Source organism: Parafrankia sp. Ea1.12 (assembly GCF_900465275.1).
GTDB classification, from domain to species: domain Bacteria; phylum Actinomycetota; class Actinomycetes; order Frankiales; family Frankiaceae; genus Parafrankia; species Parafrankia soli.
Genome location: NZ_UBIZ01000144.1, coordinates 1 through 16,482, shown reverse-complemented (window position 1 = coordinate 16,482; position 16,482 = coordinate 1). Strand labels below are relative to the sequence as shown.

General features: G+C 71.7%; 10 protein-coding genes and 1 pseudogene. 5 read left to right on the top strand and 6 right to left on the bottom strand.

Annotated elements, in window-relative coordinates; all coding sequences use genetic code 11:
• Positions 1-782 precede the first annotated feature (782 nt).
• Positions 783-2,315: a recombinase family protein gene (locus tag FMEAI12_RS03750; RefSeq protein ID WP_112104984.1), complete on the bottom strand. Its 1,533-nt coding sequence runs from the start codon at positions 2,313-2,315 to the stop codon at positions 783-785.
• A gap of 53 nt (positions 2,316-2,368) precedes the next feature.
• Between FMEAI12_RS03750 and FMEAI12_RS39690 the strand changes: the two are divergent.
• Positions 2,369-2,666: pseudogene (locus tag FMEAI12_RS39690) on the top strand (hypothetical protein); the annotation flags it as partial.
• A gap of 24 nt (positions 2,667-2,690) precedes the next feature.
• Here FMEAI12_RS39690 and FMEAI12_RS03740 read toward each other — a convergent pair.
• The 3 genes from FMEAI12_RS03740 to FMEAI12_RS03730 form a co-directional block, all read right to left on the bottom strand.
• Positions 2,691-3,596, bottom strand: coding sequence for an SAM-dependent methyltransferase (locus FMEAI12_RS03740; protein ID WP_112104983.1), 906 nt, complete (start codon positions 3,594-3,596; stop codon positions 2,691-2,693).
• A 269-nt stretch (positions 3,597-3,865) separates the two neighbouring features.
• Positions 3,866-4,345: a hypothetical protein gene (locus FMEAI12_RS03735; RefSeq protein ID WP_112104982.1), complete on the bottom strand. Its 480-nt coding sequence runs from the start codon at positions 4,343-4,345 to the stop codon at positions 3,866-3,868.
• Between the two features lie 152 nt (positions 4,346-4,497).
• Positions 4,498-5,355, bottom strand: coding sequence for a class I SAM-dependent methyltransferase (locus FMEAI12_RS03730; RefSeq protein ID WP_112104981.1), 858 nt, complete (start codon positions 5,353-5,355; stop codon positions 4,498-4,500).
• 1,192 nt (positions 5,356-6,547) lie between these two features.
• Between FMEAI12_RS03730 and FMEAI12_RS03725 the strand changes: the two genes are divergently transcribed.
• Positions 6,548-9,553, top strand: a complete 3,006-nt coding sequence (locus tag FMEAI12_RS03725; protein ID WP_146776632.1) for a LuxR family transcriptional regulator — start codon at positions 6,548-6,550, stop codon at positions 9,551-9,553.
• Between the two features lie 39 nt (positions 9,554-9,592).
• On the opposite strand, the gene FMEAI12_RS03720 is transcribed toward FMEAI12_RS03725, so the two are convergent.
• Positions 9,593-10,300, bottom strand: a complete 708-nt coding sequence (locus tag FMEAI12_RS03720; protein ID WP_112104979.1) for a TetR/AcrR family transcriptional regulator — start codon at positions 10,298-10,300, stop codon at positions 9,593-9,595.
• 148 nt (positions 10,301-10,448) lie between these two features.
• Here FMEAI12_RS03720 and FMEAI12_RS03715 point away from each other — a divergent pair, with 148 nt between their 5' ends.
• The 3 genes from FMEAI12_RS03715 to FMEAI12_RS03705 all read left to right on the top strand — a co-directional run bounded on the left by FMEAI12_RS03715 (position 10,449) and on the right by FMEAI12_RS03705 (position 15,722).
• Entirely contained in the window at positions 10,449-12,263 is a 1,815-nt protein-coding gene (locus tag FMEAI12_RS03715; protein WP_112104978.1) for an ABC transporter ATP-binding protein, read from the top strand.
• Positions 12,260-14,053, top strand: coding sequence for an ABC transporter ATP-binding protein (locus tag FMEAI12_RS03710; RefSeq protein ID WP_112104977.1), 1,794 nt, complete (start codon positions 12,260-12,262; stop codon positions 14,051-14,053). The genes FMEAI12_RS03715 and FMEAI12_RS03710 overlap by 4 nt, the downstream gene beginning before the upstream one ends.
• A gap of 85 nt (positions 14,054-14,138) precedes the next feature.
• Positions 14,139-15,722: an MFS transporter gene (locus FMEAI12_RS03705; protein WP_112104976.1), complete on the top strand. Its 1,584-nt coding sequence runs from the start codon at positions 14,139-14,141 to the stop codon at positions 15,720-15,722.
• A gap of 15 nt (positions 15,723-15,737) precedes the next feature.
• Here FMEAI12_RS03705 and FMEAI12_RS03700 read toward each other — a convergent pair.
• Positions 15,738-16,482, bottom strand: a 745-nt coding sequence (locus FMEAI12_RS03700) for an ATP-binding cassette domain-containing protein (RefSeq protein WP_146776631.1), incomplete at its 5' end; no start/stop codon positions are given.

The following is a 16,482-nucleotide window of genomic DNA, read 5'->3' as shown; positions in this document are numbered from 1 at the left end:
CCGCCACCCAGGCCCGCCAACGATCCGGCTCCACCCCCTCGCCCCACGCGCAGCATGACCAGATCCCAGCAAGATCAAACTACGCTTCACGGCATTGGGTCAGGCGCAGCCATTGATCGCGAGGCGATTCCACCTCGTCGACATCGGGTACAGCAGATTCGGGCATGCGGGAACGCCAATCCGTGAAAGATCACACGAGTAACCGGGTTCGCCGCCGCAGGACTTCGGCTAGCTGCCTTTTGGTCGGGTGGCACCCGTGCCCCACGGTCGGTCAGTGGGGGCTTTGGCGTGGCATTTGGAGGCTGTCGTCCGCGTGCTCGGCCTGTCCTTGCTCGACCTACGATGACACAAGATCAGACGGGCCTTCGGGAAGATGCCGACGTGTCCCATCCGGGGGGCACGCGGCCAGGTACAGCGCGTTAAGCGGTGGCGGAGCCTGTACCCGGCACCGACAGCACGATCTCGAAGATCGGTGTGCCGCACTCTGCGACACCGGCGCGCCTACGCCGGACCGTATAACCGCGACCGCTCAGACCCTGCCGCCGCAGCATCGCCGCGTACCGCTCGACCTCGTCGTCGGCGGGTCCTCCCCGTCACCGTGTCCAGGCGGCGCTGTACGTCGACCACGGAGCCCCGCAGGGGCGTGTCGGGGTAAGAGAAGGCCGCCCTGTCGGGGGGGGGTGACAGGACGGCCGTAGACGGACCTAATCATGGGGTGTTGCGGTCAGTCAAAGCGTGATGCGGACCGTCGCAGGGGTGATGCGGAGACGGCACGGGATCGTCTAGGCGGTGCTCTCCTCATTCCGCCAGGCCACGTGGACGCGATCGGGATCGAACGGCCCGCGTCCCTGTAGACCGGGAGCGATCTCGATACGTTCGATCAACTCCGCCAGGACCACGCGACGGGCGGTCAGCCATGCCTGCCATGCCGGTGTGCCCTGCTCGGGTTCGGGCGCGTTCCACTGCCTCATGGCCTGGTTCGGGTCGAGGACTACGGCCGTTCGGCGGGTCGCGCCGATCTGCTGCTGTAGCACGCTCAGGCGTTCGTCTAGCGCCTTGTGAAGTCGCCCGGCATGAACTGCGCCCATCTCGCCAGAGATCACCGCAGCGTCGATCTCAGCCTGTTGCCCTTCGATCCGCCGGACCTCTGCGAGTAGGGCAGGCTCGCCAGGTGTGTCCGCGCGCCACTCGCCCGACGCGAGACGACGAGACACAAGATCTTCGATCAGGGCCGTAAGGTCAGCATCCCAAATCGACATCCGCGCACTGCACTCCTTTGTGCGACGGCGTGATACCTCATTCGTAGGGTGCTTCCATTGCTTATCGCCCTTGATGCACCGGGCGCGACACTCGGCGCAGACCACGAATCCGGCGAGCAAGTTTTTCACCCGACCGCCGGTTGCCTTGCGGCTTGATCCCGTCCGCATCGCGGCCACCGTTTCGGACCATTCGTCATCCGTCAAGATCGGTTCAAACCATTTGCGCGCCACGTCCGGATTAGGCTTACCCAGGATTCGCCAGGTACCCCGGGAACCGTCCGGCTCCACTTCCCGAACGGCGCGGTAACCTGCAAGCCTCGGGTTACGGATAAGGTTCCGGACCGTCGAAAGAATCCACGTTGATCGGCGCAGCTCCTCATCCGGCCCGGTTCTCGCAAAGCGTGGCCCTGGTACGCCGCGTGCGTTGAGATCCTTACAGATGCCGTAGATAGCCTCGCCGCCGCGAATCCTGCTGGCAATCTCGTGGATAATCTTCGCTTGGGCGGGTTCGATCTCCCAGGATGTCACGACGTTGTGTCCGTCGAGGTGAACGACCTTCACCCACCCGTAGGGTGGCGGGCTTCCGGCGTAATCGAGGTCTTCCCTCTTGTCTCCGTGCCAATCGGTCGCGCGCTTGGATTTCGCCAGCGACTCTTTAACGGCGTCCGTGAACTGGCCCAACCAGTCGCCGTAGCCGTTGGTGGTGGACGGATCGTAGGTCGCCTGATTCGGGATAACGATCACGCCACGGCTCGACCGGAGAAGATCGGCGATGTCCTCCCCCTGGCGAACCTGGCGAGTGATTCGACTCGCCTCCACAGCGATGATCGAATTAGCGTGGCCGTCGCGGATGAACTGGATCATCCGGTTGTAGTCGGGGCGGTTGACGTCGCTCTTGCTCGCCGTGATCGAAGCATCCACGAACCAAGCGACGATCGTGATGCCCTCACGCTCTGCCCACCTGGTGATCAGCCGTCGCTGCGCGGGGATGTCCGCTGCGCGGCCACCCTTGATCACACTCCTGCGTAGGTAGGCGACGTGGACACGCGGCGACATGGCCGAACCGTACCTGTTGGACACCCGGACCAATGGGATACTGTTGTGCGCATGGCACTGCCTGGGAGGTCGCGGCGCCGTACGCGCCGCGGCGGATCGGCGTGTACGACGGCTACGTCACCGTCGACTTCGGGGCCTGGCACTTCCTCTGTGCATCGGTGAGCACACCGCCAGCGGCCCGGAGCTCGGCCGGATCCGCCGCTGCGCCCGCGCCGAGCTGTACCGCCGAGTCGGCGGTGACGGCGCGCCCGTCTCCTGGGGGCTGCGGATGTTCAACGCCATCGGCGAGCAGATGATGCCGTCCTGCTCCCGAACCCGTTCCTCAGCGACTCCCAGGAGCTCCTCGCCACCCGGGCGGATGGCTCCGTTCGAGGGTCAGGTACGGGTGAGCTCGGCGGTGAGGAACTGTGTGTCGAGCCAGGGCCGGGTGGCCTTCCCGGTGAAGGGGTCGGTCAGATCGCGACCGTAGCGGTGGGCGACCGTGCGGTCGTCATCCTCGCGGATGGTCCAGCCGTTGGGGCGTAGCCACTGGGCGGGGTGGGGGCGGGTCTCGGTGTTGAACAGGGCCCTCGCCTCGATCCCGGACCGGCTGGTGAGCTGGTCCAGCGTGGCGGTGTCGGAGGCGAGGCGCTCCAGGTGGGCGAAGCGGTCGAGCGCGAGTCGACTGCCGGGGACGGAGAGCCGGTGGATCTCCCGGATCAGGCGTTCCTCGGCCGCCGCCGGTAGGTAGCCGAGCAGCCCTTCCGCGATCCAGGCGGTTGGGTCGCTCGGGGTGAACCCCGCCGCGATGAGCGCGCCCGGCCATTCCTCGCGCAGATCGGTTCCGACCGGGACGCGCCGGCAGCCCGGTTGCGCCTGCTTGCGCTGCAGCACGTCGTCCTTGAACGCGAGGACCTGCGGCTGGTCCAGTTCGTACAGCGTGACGTCGCCGGGCCAGCCCAGTCGGAACGCACGGGTGTCCAGGCCCGCGGCGAGAAGAACGACCTGACCGACACCGCCGCGAAGTGCGTCGTGGACGAAGTCGTCGTAGAACCGCGAGCGCACGCCGATGTAGCGGGAGGTATGCAGAGACAGCGCCTGCCGGTCTGTCACCGGCTCGCCCTCGGCGGGCCAATTCAGCGGGAACGGCACGGGTGAGGCTACGGCCTGGACGAACGCGGCCCCGAACCGGTCGTCGATGAGCGCGTCGGGCATCGACGACTCCACAGTCCGGGACGCGGCTATACCAAGGGCCGTCAGCCCGGGGCCGGTGACGATGTCCCAGCTCCTCTGCTCCGCCATGTCATGTTCCTTCCGCCTCGGGCGTCGAGGGGAATCTAGCCCGCAGGACTGACCGTGGCCGCCGATTGGGCGCTTCGTTGCCTGCGCTGCCGGGGCCTGCGCCTCGGTGAGGCTGGAGACCATGTCCCGGTGCGGCCGCCCGTCATCGACGGTGTGCGGGTGTTCGTCGTCGGCGGTCACCGCCGGCCGGGCCACGTGGACCGGGTGGTGGACGAGCTGATCGCCAGCGGTGGCCGTTATGCGGTTCCTCGCGCGCCGTCGGTTCCGGGTCATACGGGTACGCGTGGCGTCCATTCCGGTGGTCCGATCTCGGTGTTGAGGCCTTTCTCGATGAAAACTATGTTCCGGTAGAAAAGCACGGCCGAGACTCCCCGGTTGGTGGCGGGCGGCTGGTAGACCGACGTGTCCTCGTGCTCCGGGTAGTGCAGGCCGTTGAGAAGCTCCTTGAGTCGGGTCATAACCGTCCGGGTTCCCGTCCCGCCGGGGGAGTCGGCGCGGCTGCGGGTCACCTCGACGCGTCCGTCGCGAAAGGAGAGCGTGCGCTCCGCCGACATCCGACCGAGGCGGAGCTCGAAGAGGACCGTGCCGGCCAGGTCCGCGCAGGGAAGGCGGCGGGCCAGTATCTCGTCGAGGATCGACGGCGCGGCTCTTTCCAGGGTGAGTGAATTGATTAGCGTGCTGATCTCGTTTTCGGAGCACGCGGCGGCCTGCAGCAGGGACGCATTGACGTCATACGGCACAGCGGGCACGGGAGCTCCAGGGATCACGCGGGAAAGCCAGCGGTCGGCGCCGTTCCGGTGAACGGCGCGCCGGCTTCCAGGGTGCGCGCGCCCACCGCCGAAGTCCCCGCGATGACTCCGACGGCCCAGCGGCTCGGCTCGGCGCCCGCCGGCCGGGGTCGTCAGGTGGTCGTCACCAGCAGCTCCTCCGAGCTTGAGGGCCGAAGGTCATCCGAACGGCCGGTGAAGTAGAGCCTGGTCAGATCGCCGGCCGACACGTGCCGGGCTTCCCCGAAACCTGCTTCCCGGGCCAGCGCCAGCATCTCCGGCGGGGTGAAGAAGCTGATGAAGGGGGTCCTGGCTGCGCGCGCCGCCTTCTCCGTCATCTCGCGTAGGGCGCGCTCCGCCGGCTCGACGAGGGTCGGCGGCACCAGGAACGTCGTGACGAGCGTCGAGCCGGAGGCGAGCGCGGCGACCTGGCGGAGCATGGCCGTGGTCGCGTCCCTGGTGAGGTACATGGTGACGCCGGCGCAGACCACGACGGCCGGCCGCGTCGGGTCGAAGCCGGCGGCCGTGAGCCGCTCCCACCAGGACGGCCCCACCTCGAAGTCGACCGGGACGAACCGCAGCCATTCCGGGACGCCGAAGCCGATCTCGGCGAGGCGCCGCCGTTTCCAGGCCTGTGGGCCCGGCTGGTCGACCTCGAACATCCGCAGGCCCGAGGCGATCTCCGGCCGGCGCTGGGCGAAGGTGTCCAGGCCGGCTCCGAGGATGACGTACTGGCTGACACCGCGGCCGGCCTGTTCGGCGACCAGGTCCTCGACGAGGCGGGCGCGGGCCACCATGGACGCCCGGGTGCGGCGCGTCGCGTGCTGGTCCATGTCCGGGCGGGCGCGCCAGTCGTCGCCCGGGGCCACCAGCCGAAGGCCGATCTCGTCCTCGAACACGTGCGGCCGCGGGTCGACCTGGACGTGCATGGCCCGCCACAGGGCAACCCGCGTCGCGGTGCTTTCCGGGGCCGCGGTTCGCGTGCCAGGCATGAGCTTCTCTCACCTTCTGCCGAAGTACCCGAGGGTGTGGGAACAGCGGCTCATTCGGGTATGCGCGGGGCACGATTTCTTCCGGCGCGGATCCGCTCGCCTTTATCTGCCTGCCGCCGTCTGCCATCTGCTCTCGGCGGGATTCGCGAGCACGGAATCTCGGACAGCGGCCTTCGCAGCCTACCCGTGTCCTTGATACCGCCCGGGCCGCAGGTGATTGGCGGTGATTGGCGGGTAATGGGGTGGCTACCCTGGTGAACCGCCTGTCGGAGCGTGGCTGAAACGGCGCCGCCCGCGTCCTGGCCCGGAGAAAGAGAGCTGGTTCACGGTGGGGGCCGCGGCCGGCGCGGGTGTGCTCGGGGCGTTGGCCGCTCCACCGGCGCGGGCGGGCCCGCGGAGCCACGGTGCTGGGGCCGGCTGCTCGTGCCGGCTGGCTCGTGCCGGCAGGCGTAGCGGGGTTCGCGTGGAACACAAGCCTTCGTCGCCTTCCGGACAGACCGGGGGAGGCGAGTGGCCCGGTGATGTTCCTGATGTCGATGAAGTCCGAGCGTATGGCTCGATGTGCGTTCCGTGATATTGGTGCCTGGCATCGTGCTGGCATTGTGATCCTGTGTAAAGGTTGTCAGATCTTCTTGACGATCGATGGTCGCTGGCTTAGGTTGGCCTTAGTTGTTAGACGCTGTCTAGGTCGGAGTCGTCCCGTCTCCGTGAAGCGATCTTCTGTCTGCTCACCCGCCCTCTGTCGGGCATGTCGAGTCGGGCCGGGGACGCCGGTCGGCACCTCTGGCCGACGGTTGCGGGCGCGCTTGGACGGCGGAGCCGTTCCGGTCACGGCGCCGCCTGAGTGACGGAGCGGTCGCGACCACCGGGACGACCGCCCAGGTCGTTCCCGGCCGGCAACAAAAGCACCGATGTCGACACTGGAGATGATCTGTAACCTCAGGGCGTCATTCTGACCACACCGCTGCAGCGCATCAAAAAGCGATGTTCCAGGCGGCACCCGGTGCGGGTCCCGGCAGGCGCGGCGAATCTCGATGCACACAATTTGACAAGGATGGGACGAGGATGCGGAAACTATTGCGTCCACGATGGCCGGATTCGCCAGCCCCGTTCGTGGGGAACCGGCGTGCCGCCGCTCTGACCGTGTCGAGACAGCTTGCCACAATGATCGCGGGCACCTCGCGGTGTACCGGTGCATAGGGGAAACACCGGCGGTCAAGAACTGGACTTCCTGAACCGGGTTGGCTCGCTGGCCCTGGACACCCGAGAATCCGACGGCGGCGTGGGGCCGGTGGCGCCCGGCGAGGACCGCGCCGTCAGCAACCAGCAGTGGCCGATGGCGGCCCGTGCGTCCGAGCTCGCCGCGGTGGTGGGCGCCGTCCGGCGGGGAACCAGCGTCGTTCTCGTCGGCGAGCCCGGTGTGGGCAAGACCCGGCTGCTGCGGACCGCCCTGGCGGAGGTGGCGACAGCCGGTGATCCGGTCCGACTGATCGACGCTCCACACGGGACCCATCCCGACCTGCCCGGCTCGCTGCTGGCGGAGCTCTCGGCGACCTTCGACCTGCTGGGCGGGGATCCGCTCGAGGGCGGTCCGACCGGGGGTTTTCGGCCTCGCGACACGGAGCACCGGCCGGGGGGCCCGGATGCCCGCCCGCGGCGGGTGTTCGGCTCGGCGGATCTGGGCGCGGCACGCCCGGACCACGGATTCTCCGGTACCCGCCGAGGCCCGGAGGCGGGCGGCGGGAACCGAGCGCCCGCTCGGTTCCCGCCGGCGGCCGGCACGGCGGGACGGGTGGTGCTCGGCGTCGACGACGCGCACCTGTTGGATTCCGAGCCGGCGGCGATGCTGCACCACCTGGTCGCCACCGGCCGGGTCACTCTCGTCGCCGCCGTCTGCTCCGGTGAGAACCAGCACCGGGGCGTCAGCAGGCTCTGGATGGAGCGGCTCGCCGAACGTTTCGACCTGGCCGAGTTCAACGAGAGCGGTGTGCACGCGATGGTCCGGGCCCGGCTCGGCGGCACCGTCGACGAGTCGACGCTGGCCAGGCTGCACCACCTGACCCGGGGCAATGCCCTTTACCTGTGTGAGCTGGTGGGTCACGCCCTGGCTGAGGGGACCTTGGTCCAGGCGGACGGGATCTGGCGGTGGTCCGGTCTCGCGAGCAGCGGTGGCCGGCTCTCCGACCTGGTCCGGCTTCGGCTGGCCGACCTCGCGCCGGATGAGGTCGAGCTGGTCGCCATGGTGGCGCTCGCCGAGCCCCTCGAGGCCGATCTGCCCGTTGTGGCGGAGCTCGCCGCCGCGGCCGAGTCGCTCAACCGGCGCCGGATCATCGTGGCCGAAGGAGTCGGCCGCCGTGTCCAGCTGCGCCTCTTCTATCCGTTGCACAGCGAGGTGCTGGTCGCGTCCCTGCCGGAGCTGACCGCGCGGCGACTGCGCGCCCGGCTGGCCGGCGCGATCGAACAAACGGGGCTGCGTCGGCGCACCGACCTGTTGCGGGCCGTCCGGCTGCGTCTCGACGCGGGTCAGATGCCCGAACCGGCGCATCTGATCGCGGCGGCGGAACGGGCGGTGGGCACCGGCGACGTCGTGTTCGCCGAACGGCTGTGCCGGCTCGCGATCGCGGTGCGGGAGCCGACCCTCTCCCGCAGCCGCATCGAGCTGCTGCTGGGCCGGGCCCTGTGCTCGCAGGGCAGGCATTCGGACGCCGAGGACGTCTTCGGGCCGGGCTGTGACCACGCCCCCCGGGAGGAGCTGGCCGCGCTGGCCCGCACCCGGGCGCTGAACATGGCCGGTGGGCTGGGCCGGATCGACGACGCTGAGGCGCTGCTCGCCGCCGTCCGCTCCGCGGTGCCCGCCGCGGACGAGGCGAAGCTGTCGGCCACCCTGGCGATCGTCTGGATGCTCGCGGACCGCCTGCCGGAGGCGCTGACGCTGGTCGGGTCCGCCATCGCGGGGGAGAACGCGGACTCACCGCTGGTGCGCGAGGCCGTCCCGGTCATGGCGGTCGCGCGCACCGAGCTCGGTGACGCGGCCGGTGCCCTCGAGCTGCTGGACAGCTGCCTGCCGGCACTCGACCGGTGGGCTGATCACCACTGGCTGCCGCACCGGCTGGCGACGGTGGCCGCCTGCGTCGCACTGGGACGGATGGGCGACGCCTCGGCGACGCTGCGGCGGGTGCGCCGCCGGCTGGCCGACGGCCCGTCCCGGGTGATGTGGGATCCGCTGACCGTGCTTGTCGAGGCCCACCACCTGAGGCTGACCGGCCGGAACGCCGAGGCTGTCGACCTGCTGCGGCGCTCCGATGACTCGGCCGCCGCCGCGAGCATCCCGGACATCCGTTGCTGGACGCGTGCCCAGTTGGCGGGTGCCCTCGCGGAGGCCGGCTCCCACGCGGACGCGCTGGTGGCGATCGCGGAGGCCCGTGCGCTGGTGGCCTCGACCGGCGGCTCCACGACCGCCCGCGGGTGGGTGACGATCGAGGAGGCGGCCGTGCACGCGCATGCCGGTGACCGGGCGCGGGCCGTCGCCCTCGCGCTGGAGCTGGCCGACCGTTTCGTGGCCGCCGGGCGGATGGTTCGCGCCGTCGAGGCGTTGCACCTCGCCGCGCGGCTGGGCGTCGCGAACGCCGTGGTGGCCCGGTGTGAGGCCCTGGCCACCCGGATCGGGGCCGCCGAGGTGGCGCAGGCGTGGTCCGCTCATGTCCGGGCCCTTGCCGGCGCCGACGGTGACGCGTTGAGTGGCGTCTCCCGCCGCTTCGAGGACATGTGCCTGCTGCCGCTGGCCGCCGAGGCCGCCGTCCAGGCCGCCGCCGCGTATCAGATGCGCGGTGCGGTCCGCAGCGGGCGGCTGGCGAGAGTCCGCGGCGCCGATCTCGTCTCCCGATGCGGGGGGCCGCTGCCGCCCTGGGCGTCCGACGAGGTCAGCGTCGCCGCCGGTGCCGCGGCGACGCGTGGCGGGACCAGGTCGCACGGGGTTCCCGGCCCCGAGCTCACCCCGCGGGAACGGGAGGTGGCGGCGTTCGCGGCCGTCGGGCTGTCGAACCGGGAGATCGCGTCCCGTCTGGTCGTGTCTGTCCGGACCGTCGAGAACCACCTGCAACGCGCCTACGGCAAGCTCGGGGTGCTGCGTCGCGCCGATCTGGCACTCCGGCTGCAGGAGAGCCTGGAGTCCGGCTTCGCCGCGGGGTCGGTGACCTGACGCCGGGGCGCCGCCGGCTCCGGCCGTGCGCGCCGCCGGTCATCGCGGGGCGCTCGACGACTCCAACCAGGTCGCGACGCCGTCGAGGGCACGGGCCACGGTGAACTCGAAGAACTCGACGTCCAGCTCGGCGGGCGGCCGAGGGTCGCGCGCCCGGGCGAGGGCGTCGACGCTGGCCGCGGCGAGGCCGGGCTGCGGGGTGTCCTGGAAGTCACTGAGGACCTGTGCCATCTTGCCGCGCGCCTCCGGCCGCTCGGCGCGGTCGTCCTCCGCCGCAACCATCATGAACGCGGTGTTGAGCAGGAACCGGTAGACCAGGGTCGCGTCGCCGCCGAAACCGGCGCGCTGCAGTACCTGGATGCCGCGGTCGATCGTGGGCAGGGCGGCGGGAACCGTCGGCCCGATCAGGACGACGCGCCGGGCGACCCCGCGGAACTCCCGCAGCACCGCCCGGCCCTCGCGCAGCAGCCGGGTGAACCACTCCCGCCAGGGCAGGTCGGCGTCCGGGACGGGGATGAGGGCTATCACCCGGTCGGTGATGGCGTCGACGACGGTCTCGCGGTCGCCGACGTGGTGGTAGATGACGCCGGGCCAGACCTCCAGGGCTCCGGACAGCTGGCGGATCGACCAGCCGTCGAGACCCTGGCCGCGGGTCAGTTCCAGCGCCGTGTCCACGATCTTCTCGGCCGTCATCGGCGGCAGACCGGCGGCCAGGCGCGATCGTGCGGAGTGGCTGGGCCGGTCCATGGGGTCACCTTAACCGCCGGGCTCGAGCGCCCCCGTCTTGATGCGAGGAACATCCATCGGCTAAGGTCAGCCTAAGCTATTAGACGGTGTCTAACATCTGTTGCACACTGTTCAGCGAAGGCTTGGACGATCTAGCGAAGGTCGACACATGAACGAAGATCGAGGAGCGCTGGCGGCGCTGCTGCGGCCCATCCGGGGCCGGCTGTGGCTCGCCACCGCGGCGCAGGCCGTCTCCGCGGCCGTGAGCGTCGTGCCCTTCATCGCCGCCGCCGAGCTGGGGCGCGTCCTGCTCGACGACGGCCCGGTCGATCACGGGCGCGCCTGGACGATCACCTGGGTCGGCGTCGCGGCCCTGTTCGCGCGGCTCGTCCTGCTGGCCGTGGCCGGCGGGGTGAGCCACTTCGCGGACAACCGGCTGCAGCTCGACATCCGCCGGCGGATCGTCAGCCACCTCGGCCGGGTGCCGCTGGGCTGGTTCTCCGATCGCAACTCCGGCACGGTCAAGAAGGCCGTCCAGGACGACGTGACGACCATGCACCACCTGGTCGCGCACTCCCGGCTGGAGATCACCGCGGCGACCGTCGTGCCGCTGACGACCCTGGCCTACCTGTTCTGGGTCGACTGGAGAATGGCGCTGATCACCCTCGCTCCGCTGATCGTCGGCCTCTACTTCTACGGGCGGAACCTCGCGGCCGTCGGCGCCCGGCTCCAGCCCTTCGGCGAGGCCACACGGGCCATCAGCGCCAGCACGGTCGAGTTCGTCGACGGCATCGCCGTCGTGAAGATCTTCGGCCGGGCGCGCGGCGCGCACGAGCGCTTCACCCGGGCCGCCGACGACTACTCGACCTTCTTCAAGGGCTGGGTCACCTCGACGATCGGCCTGCGCGCGATCTCGGAGATCCTGCTCTCCCCGGTGGTGGCGCTGCTCACCGTCCTCGTCGGCGGCGCGCTGCTCGTCACGAAGGCCGGCATGGAGCCGGTCGACCTGCTGCCGTTCGCGCTGCTCGGCGCCGGCCTCGCGGCGCCGATCCTCGCGCTCAGCTACGGGATCTACAACATGCGCACCGCCCACCAGGCGGCCGCGAACGTGACGGGCGTGCTGGCCGTGCCCCCGCTGCCCGTCACCGCCGAGCCCGCCGTCCCGGCCGGCAACGACGTCGTCTTCGAGGACGCCCGGTTCTCCTACGACGGGGAGACCGAGGTCCTGCGGGGCATCGACCTGACCCTGCGCCCCGGGACGATCACCGCGCTGGTCGGGGCGTCGGGCTCCGGCAAGTCGACCCTCGCGTCGCTGGTGCCGCGCTTCGGCGACGTCACCGGCGGCGCGATCCGGCTGGGTGGCGTCGACCTGCGCGACATCGCCCCCGACGAGCTGTACCGCCGGGTCGCCTTCGTCTTCCAGGACACCCACCTGCTGCGTGACTCGATCGCCGACAACATCCGGCTGGCCCGGCCGGAGGCCGATCTCGCCGAGGTGCGCGCCGCCGCCCAGGCCGCGCGCATCGACAGCCGCATCCGTGAGCTGCCCCAGGGCTACGACTCCGTCATCGGTGAGGACGGCCAGCTCTCCGGCGGTGAGGCGCAGCGGGTCGCGATCGCCCGCGCCCTGCTCGCGGACACCCCCGTGATCGTCCTGGACGAGGCGACGGTGTTCACCGACCCCGAGGCCGAGGCCGACATCCAGGACGCTCTCTCCGAACTGACCAGGGAGAAGACGGTGCTCGTCATCGCCCACCGGCTGGCGACGATCGTCGCCGCCGACCAGATCGTCGTTCTCGACGACGGCGCGATCGCCGAGCGGGGCACCCACGCCGAGCTGGTCGCGGCGGGCGGCGTCTACGCCCGGATGTGGGCGGCGCACGAGCGCGCCGCCGACCCGCACGCACGTCCCGGCCCTGCCCCGGGACCTGCCGGCGTTCGCGGTGCCGCGGGCGCGCTGACCGGAACGGAGGAGGCCCGGTGATCCGGAGGCTGTTCACACTGCTCGGCCCGGAGCACCGGGGCGAGCTGCGGAGCCTGCTCGGCTGGCTCGTCGGCGCGGCCGTCCTGCAGGGCGCGGCCTTCGTGCTGCTGGTGCCGATCCTGCGCGCGCTGCTCGGCGACAACCCGGATGACGTCTGGCCGTGGATCCTGGCCCTCGTCGCGACGACGGCGGGGTACGGGTTCGCGCACCGGGTGGGCCTGCTGGCCAGCGCCGACGCGGGTGCCGGCCTCTCGCGCACCGTGCACCACCGCATCGGCGACCGGGTCGCCGGCCTCCCGCTCGGCTGGTTCTCGGCTGACCGGACGGCGGCGGTCAACCAGCTCGCCACGCGGGACGTCATGGACGTCATGGGCGTGTTCGCGCACCTGCTGCGGCCGCTGCTGACCGGATTCGTGACCCCCGGTGTCGTCGTCGCGCTGATGTACGTCTTCGACTGGCGGCTCGCGCTCGCCGCCACGCTCACCGTCCCGATGCTCGCGCTGGTCTACCGCTGGAGCACCCGGCTCGCCCACCAGGCCGACGCCGCCAGCGACGCCGCCCAGGTGGACGCCGGCGGGCGGGTGCTCGAGTTCGCCCGGGCCCAGCGGGTGCTGCGGGTGTTCGGCCGCGGTGCGACCGGGCCCGCCGCCCGGGCGCTCGACGAGGCCCTGGAACGGCAGCGGGCGGCCGGGCACCGGCAGCTGAGCGTGGCCGTGCCGGGGCTGATCGGCTTCGCGGTCGCGGTCCAGGCCGCGTTCACCGTGGTCATCATCCTCGGCACCTACCTCGCGCTCGACGGCTCGCTCGACGCGCCCACGCTGCTCGCGGTGCTCGCCCTGGCGGCCAGGTTCATCGAACCCGTCGCGGAGGCCGCGGCGCTGGGCACCGAGCTGCAGAAGGCCAGCCGCGCCCTCGAGCGCATCGAGAACCTGCTCGCCCTACCGACGCTGCCAACCCCGGCGGCCCCCCGGCACCCCGAGGGCACCGGCATCGAGCTCGACAACGTCGTGTTCGGCTACGAGGGCCGCCGCGTGCTCTCCGGGGCGTCCGCCTGGCTGGCCGAGGGCACGATGACCGCGCTGGTGGGCCCGTCGGGCTCCGGCAAGACCACGGTCACCCGGCTCATCGCGCGCTTCTGGGACACCGACTCGGGAGCCGTGCGGATCGGCGGGGTCGACGTCCGGGAGATCGACCCCGACGAGCTGACGTCGCTGATCTCCGTGGTCTTCCAGGACGTCTACCTGTTCGAGGGCAGCATCGAGGACAACATCCGGGTCGGACGTTCCGGGGCGAGCGCCGAGCAGGTGCGCGAGGCCGCGCGGCTGGCCCGGGTCGACGAGATCGTCGCGCGGCTGCCCGAGGGCTGGGACACCCGGGTCGGGGAGGGCGGCAGCGCCCTGTCCGGCGGCGAGCGCCAGCGGGTGTCCATCGCCCGCGCGATCCTCAAGGACGCTCCGATCGTGCTGCTCGACGAGGCGACGTCCGCGCTGGACCCGGAGAACGAGCAGGCCGTCGCGCAGGCACTGGCCGCGCTGGCGAACAACCGCACGCTGCTCGTGATCGCGCACCGGCTGGGGACGGTGATGGCGGCCGACCAGATTCTCGTCCTGGAGCGGGGCCTCGTCGTCGAGTCCGGAACCCATGCCCAGCTCATCGGGACCGGCGGCCGGTACGCCGCCTTCTGGCAGCGGCGCCGCGGAGCCGAGGGCTGGCGCCTGGCGCCTGGCACCGCACCCACCGGCGAGGCCGCGCTCGCCCGTCTTCCCCACCCGGCCGCGGGCCACCAGTAAACCCGAGGTCACTCCCGCTACCGCCGGCGGGACGCGTCGGGTCGACGCCCGAGCGCCGCCTCGCCCCTCCCGAGAACGGCTCCCCATGCGTAAATGGCTACCCCTGCTCACGGTCTCCCTGAGCACCTTCATGCTGCTCCTCGACGTCACGATCGTCAGCGTGGCGGTGCCGGCCATGGCCGACGCGCTCGACTCCTCGTTCACCGATCTGCAGTGGACCGTCGACATCTACGTCCTGGTGCTCGCCGCCCTGCTGATGGCGATCGGCTCGGCGTCCGACCTCTTCGGCCGCCGCCGGATCTTCCTCCTCGGGCTGGTCGTCTTCGCGGCGGCCTCGCTCGCCTGCGGGTTGGCTCCGAACATCGGCTTCCTGATCGCCGCCCGGGGCATGCAGGGGCTCGGTGCCGCGGCCATGTTCGCGACCAACGCCGCCCTGCTCAGCGCCACCTACCGCGGCCGTGACCTCGGTGTGGCCTTCGGGGTGTGGGGCGCGGTCAACGGCGCCGCCGCGGCGCTGGGCCCCATCGTCGGCGGCCTGCTCACCGAGCACATCAGCTGGCGGGCCATCTTCCTGGTCAACCTGCCGGTGGCCGCGGTCGCCATCGTCATCGCCCTGCGTGCCGTCACGGAGTCGCGGGACCGGGCGAGCGGCCGCATCGACATCCCCGGCACCGTCACGTTCACGCTCGGGGTCTCCCTGCTCATCTACGGCCTCATCGAGGCCGGTGACCAGGGCTGGTCGGATTTCGTCACCCTCGGGTGCCTCATCGGCGCCGCCGTGGCTCTGGTGGTCTTCGTCCTGGTGGAACGCGGCCGGCGCGCGCCGATGCTCGACCCGCGGCTGTTCCGCGGCCCGTCGTTCTCCGCGCTCATGCTCGGCGGCTTCGTCCTGACCGGGGCGGCGTTCGCCAACCTGGTGTTCGTGTCGGTGTGGGCGCAGACCGTCCTCGACTTCGACCCGGTGAAGGCCGGTCTGGTGCTCACCCCGCTGGCGGGGATGTCGTTCGTGGTCGCCGGGGCCGGCGGCCGGCTGCTGCACGGAGTCCCGCCGAGGATCTCGATCGGGGCCGGCCTGCTGTTCGTGGGAGCCGGGACGCTGCTCGACATGGTCATCGCACCGTCGTCGGGATGGACCGCGCTGCTGGCCGGACTGATCGTCACCGGTGTCGGGGTGGGGCTGGCCTCGCCGGTCCTCGCCTCCGCCGCGCTCACCACGGCGCCCCCCGAGCGCGCGGGCATGGCCAACGGCGCGATGAACACGTTCCGCCAGCTCGGGTTCGCGGTCGGCGTTCCCGTCTTCGGCACGGCCCTGGCCGGGCAGGCACGGGCCACGCTCAGCGACAGCGGCCAGTTCGACGACCCGCAGGCCACCGCCAGCGCGCTGTCCGGCGGCGGCGCGCCGGAGATCATCGCGCGCGTGCCCGCGGCCGCGCGCGCCGCGGTCGACCAGGCCCTGCACGCCGCGTACGCCGACGGGCTCGATCGGGTCTTCCTGATCAGCGGGGTCGCCGCGCTGGTGGCGGGTGTCGCGGTGCTGCTGCTGGTCCGACCGGTACCGACGGCCCCCCGCGCCGCGGCGGCCGACGGCCCGGCGGGCGCGGCGGTACCCGGGGGGCCCGCGATCCCCGCGCCCGGCGGCAGCCAGCTGCCGACGGGGGCGAACGGCTGAGCGGCGGGGCCGCGGTCAGGCCCCGGGCGGCGGGGCGGCGAGCAGCCCGCCCCGCAGCTCCCGGACGTGGTCGGCCACCGCGCTGACGGCGCCCCGGTCGTGGCTGATGAACACGGCGGCGAGACCGCGCTCGGTGACCAGGCCGCGGACCAGCCCGCAGATCGCGCCGGCCGACACGGGATCCAGCGCCGACGTCACCTCGTCACAGATCAGCAGGTCCGGAGCCGTGGCCAGGGCCCGGGCCAGGGCGAACCGCTGGCGTTGGCCGCCGGAGAGTCGCCCGGGGCGGCGGGCCGCCAGCTCCGGGGCGAGCCCCAGCTCCGCGAGCAGCGCGGCGACTTCACCGCCCGACTCCTCCGGTCCCTCCGGTTCCCCCGCCTCCCGCGCGTCGCCCGCGGCGAGGGCGTAGGCGCGGGTCACCGCCTCGCCGACCGGACGACGCGGGTTGAGGGACGTGTACGGGTCCTGGAAGACGTAGCCGATCCGGCGGCGCTGCGGCGGTGGGCGATCCGTCGCCGAGGGTGCCAGCGGCACTCCGTCGAGCTCCACGGTCCCGTCGTCCCACGGGTGCAGGCCGATGACGGCGCGGGCCAGGGTCGTCTTCCCGGTGCCGGAGACGCCGACGACGCCGACGCACTCACCCCGTCGCACGGTCAGGTCGACACCGCGCAGCACCTCGGCCCGGCGGCGCGCGGCCCCGGTGGAGACCCGCAGCCCGGCGACGCGCAGCTCCACCGCGCCGGGCCCGGGGGAGAGGGAG

Excerpts from the sequence above, each read along its gene's own strand:
- FMEAI12_RS03730 (WP_112104981.1), bottom strand. The coding sequence starts at position 5,355 with ATGCCTGGCACGCGAACCGCGGCCCCGGAAAGCACCGCGACGCGGGTT.
- FMEAI12_RS03750 (WP_112104984.1), bottom strand. The coding sequence starts at position 2,315 with ATGTCGCCGCGTGTCCACGTCGCCTACCTACGCAGGAGTGTGATCAAG.
- FMEAI12_RS03720 (WP_112104979.1), bottom strand. The coding sequence starts at position 10,300 with ATGGACCGGCCCAGCCACTCCGCACGATCGCGCCTGGCCGCCGGTCTG.
- FMEAI12_RS03705 (WP_112104976.1), top strand. The coding sequence starts at position 14,139 with ATGCGTAAATGGCTACCCCTGCTCACGGTCTCCCTGAGCACCTTCATG.
- FMEAI12_RS03715 (WP_112104978.1), top strand. The coding sequence starts at position 10,449 with ATGAACGAAGATCGAGGAGCGCTGGCGGCGCTGCTGCGGCCCATCCGG.
- FMEAI12_RS03740 (WP_112104983.1), bottom strand. The coding sequence starts at position 3,596 with ATGGCGGAGCAGAGGAGCTGGGACATCGTCACCGGCCCCGGGCTGACG.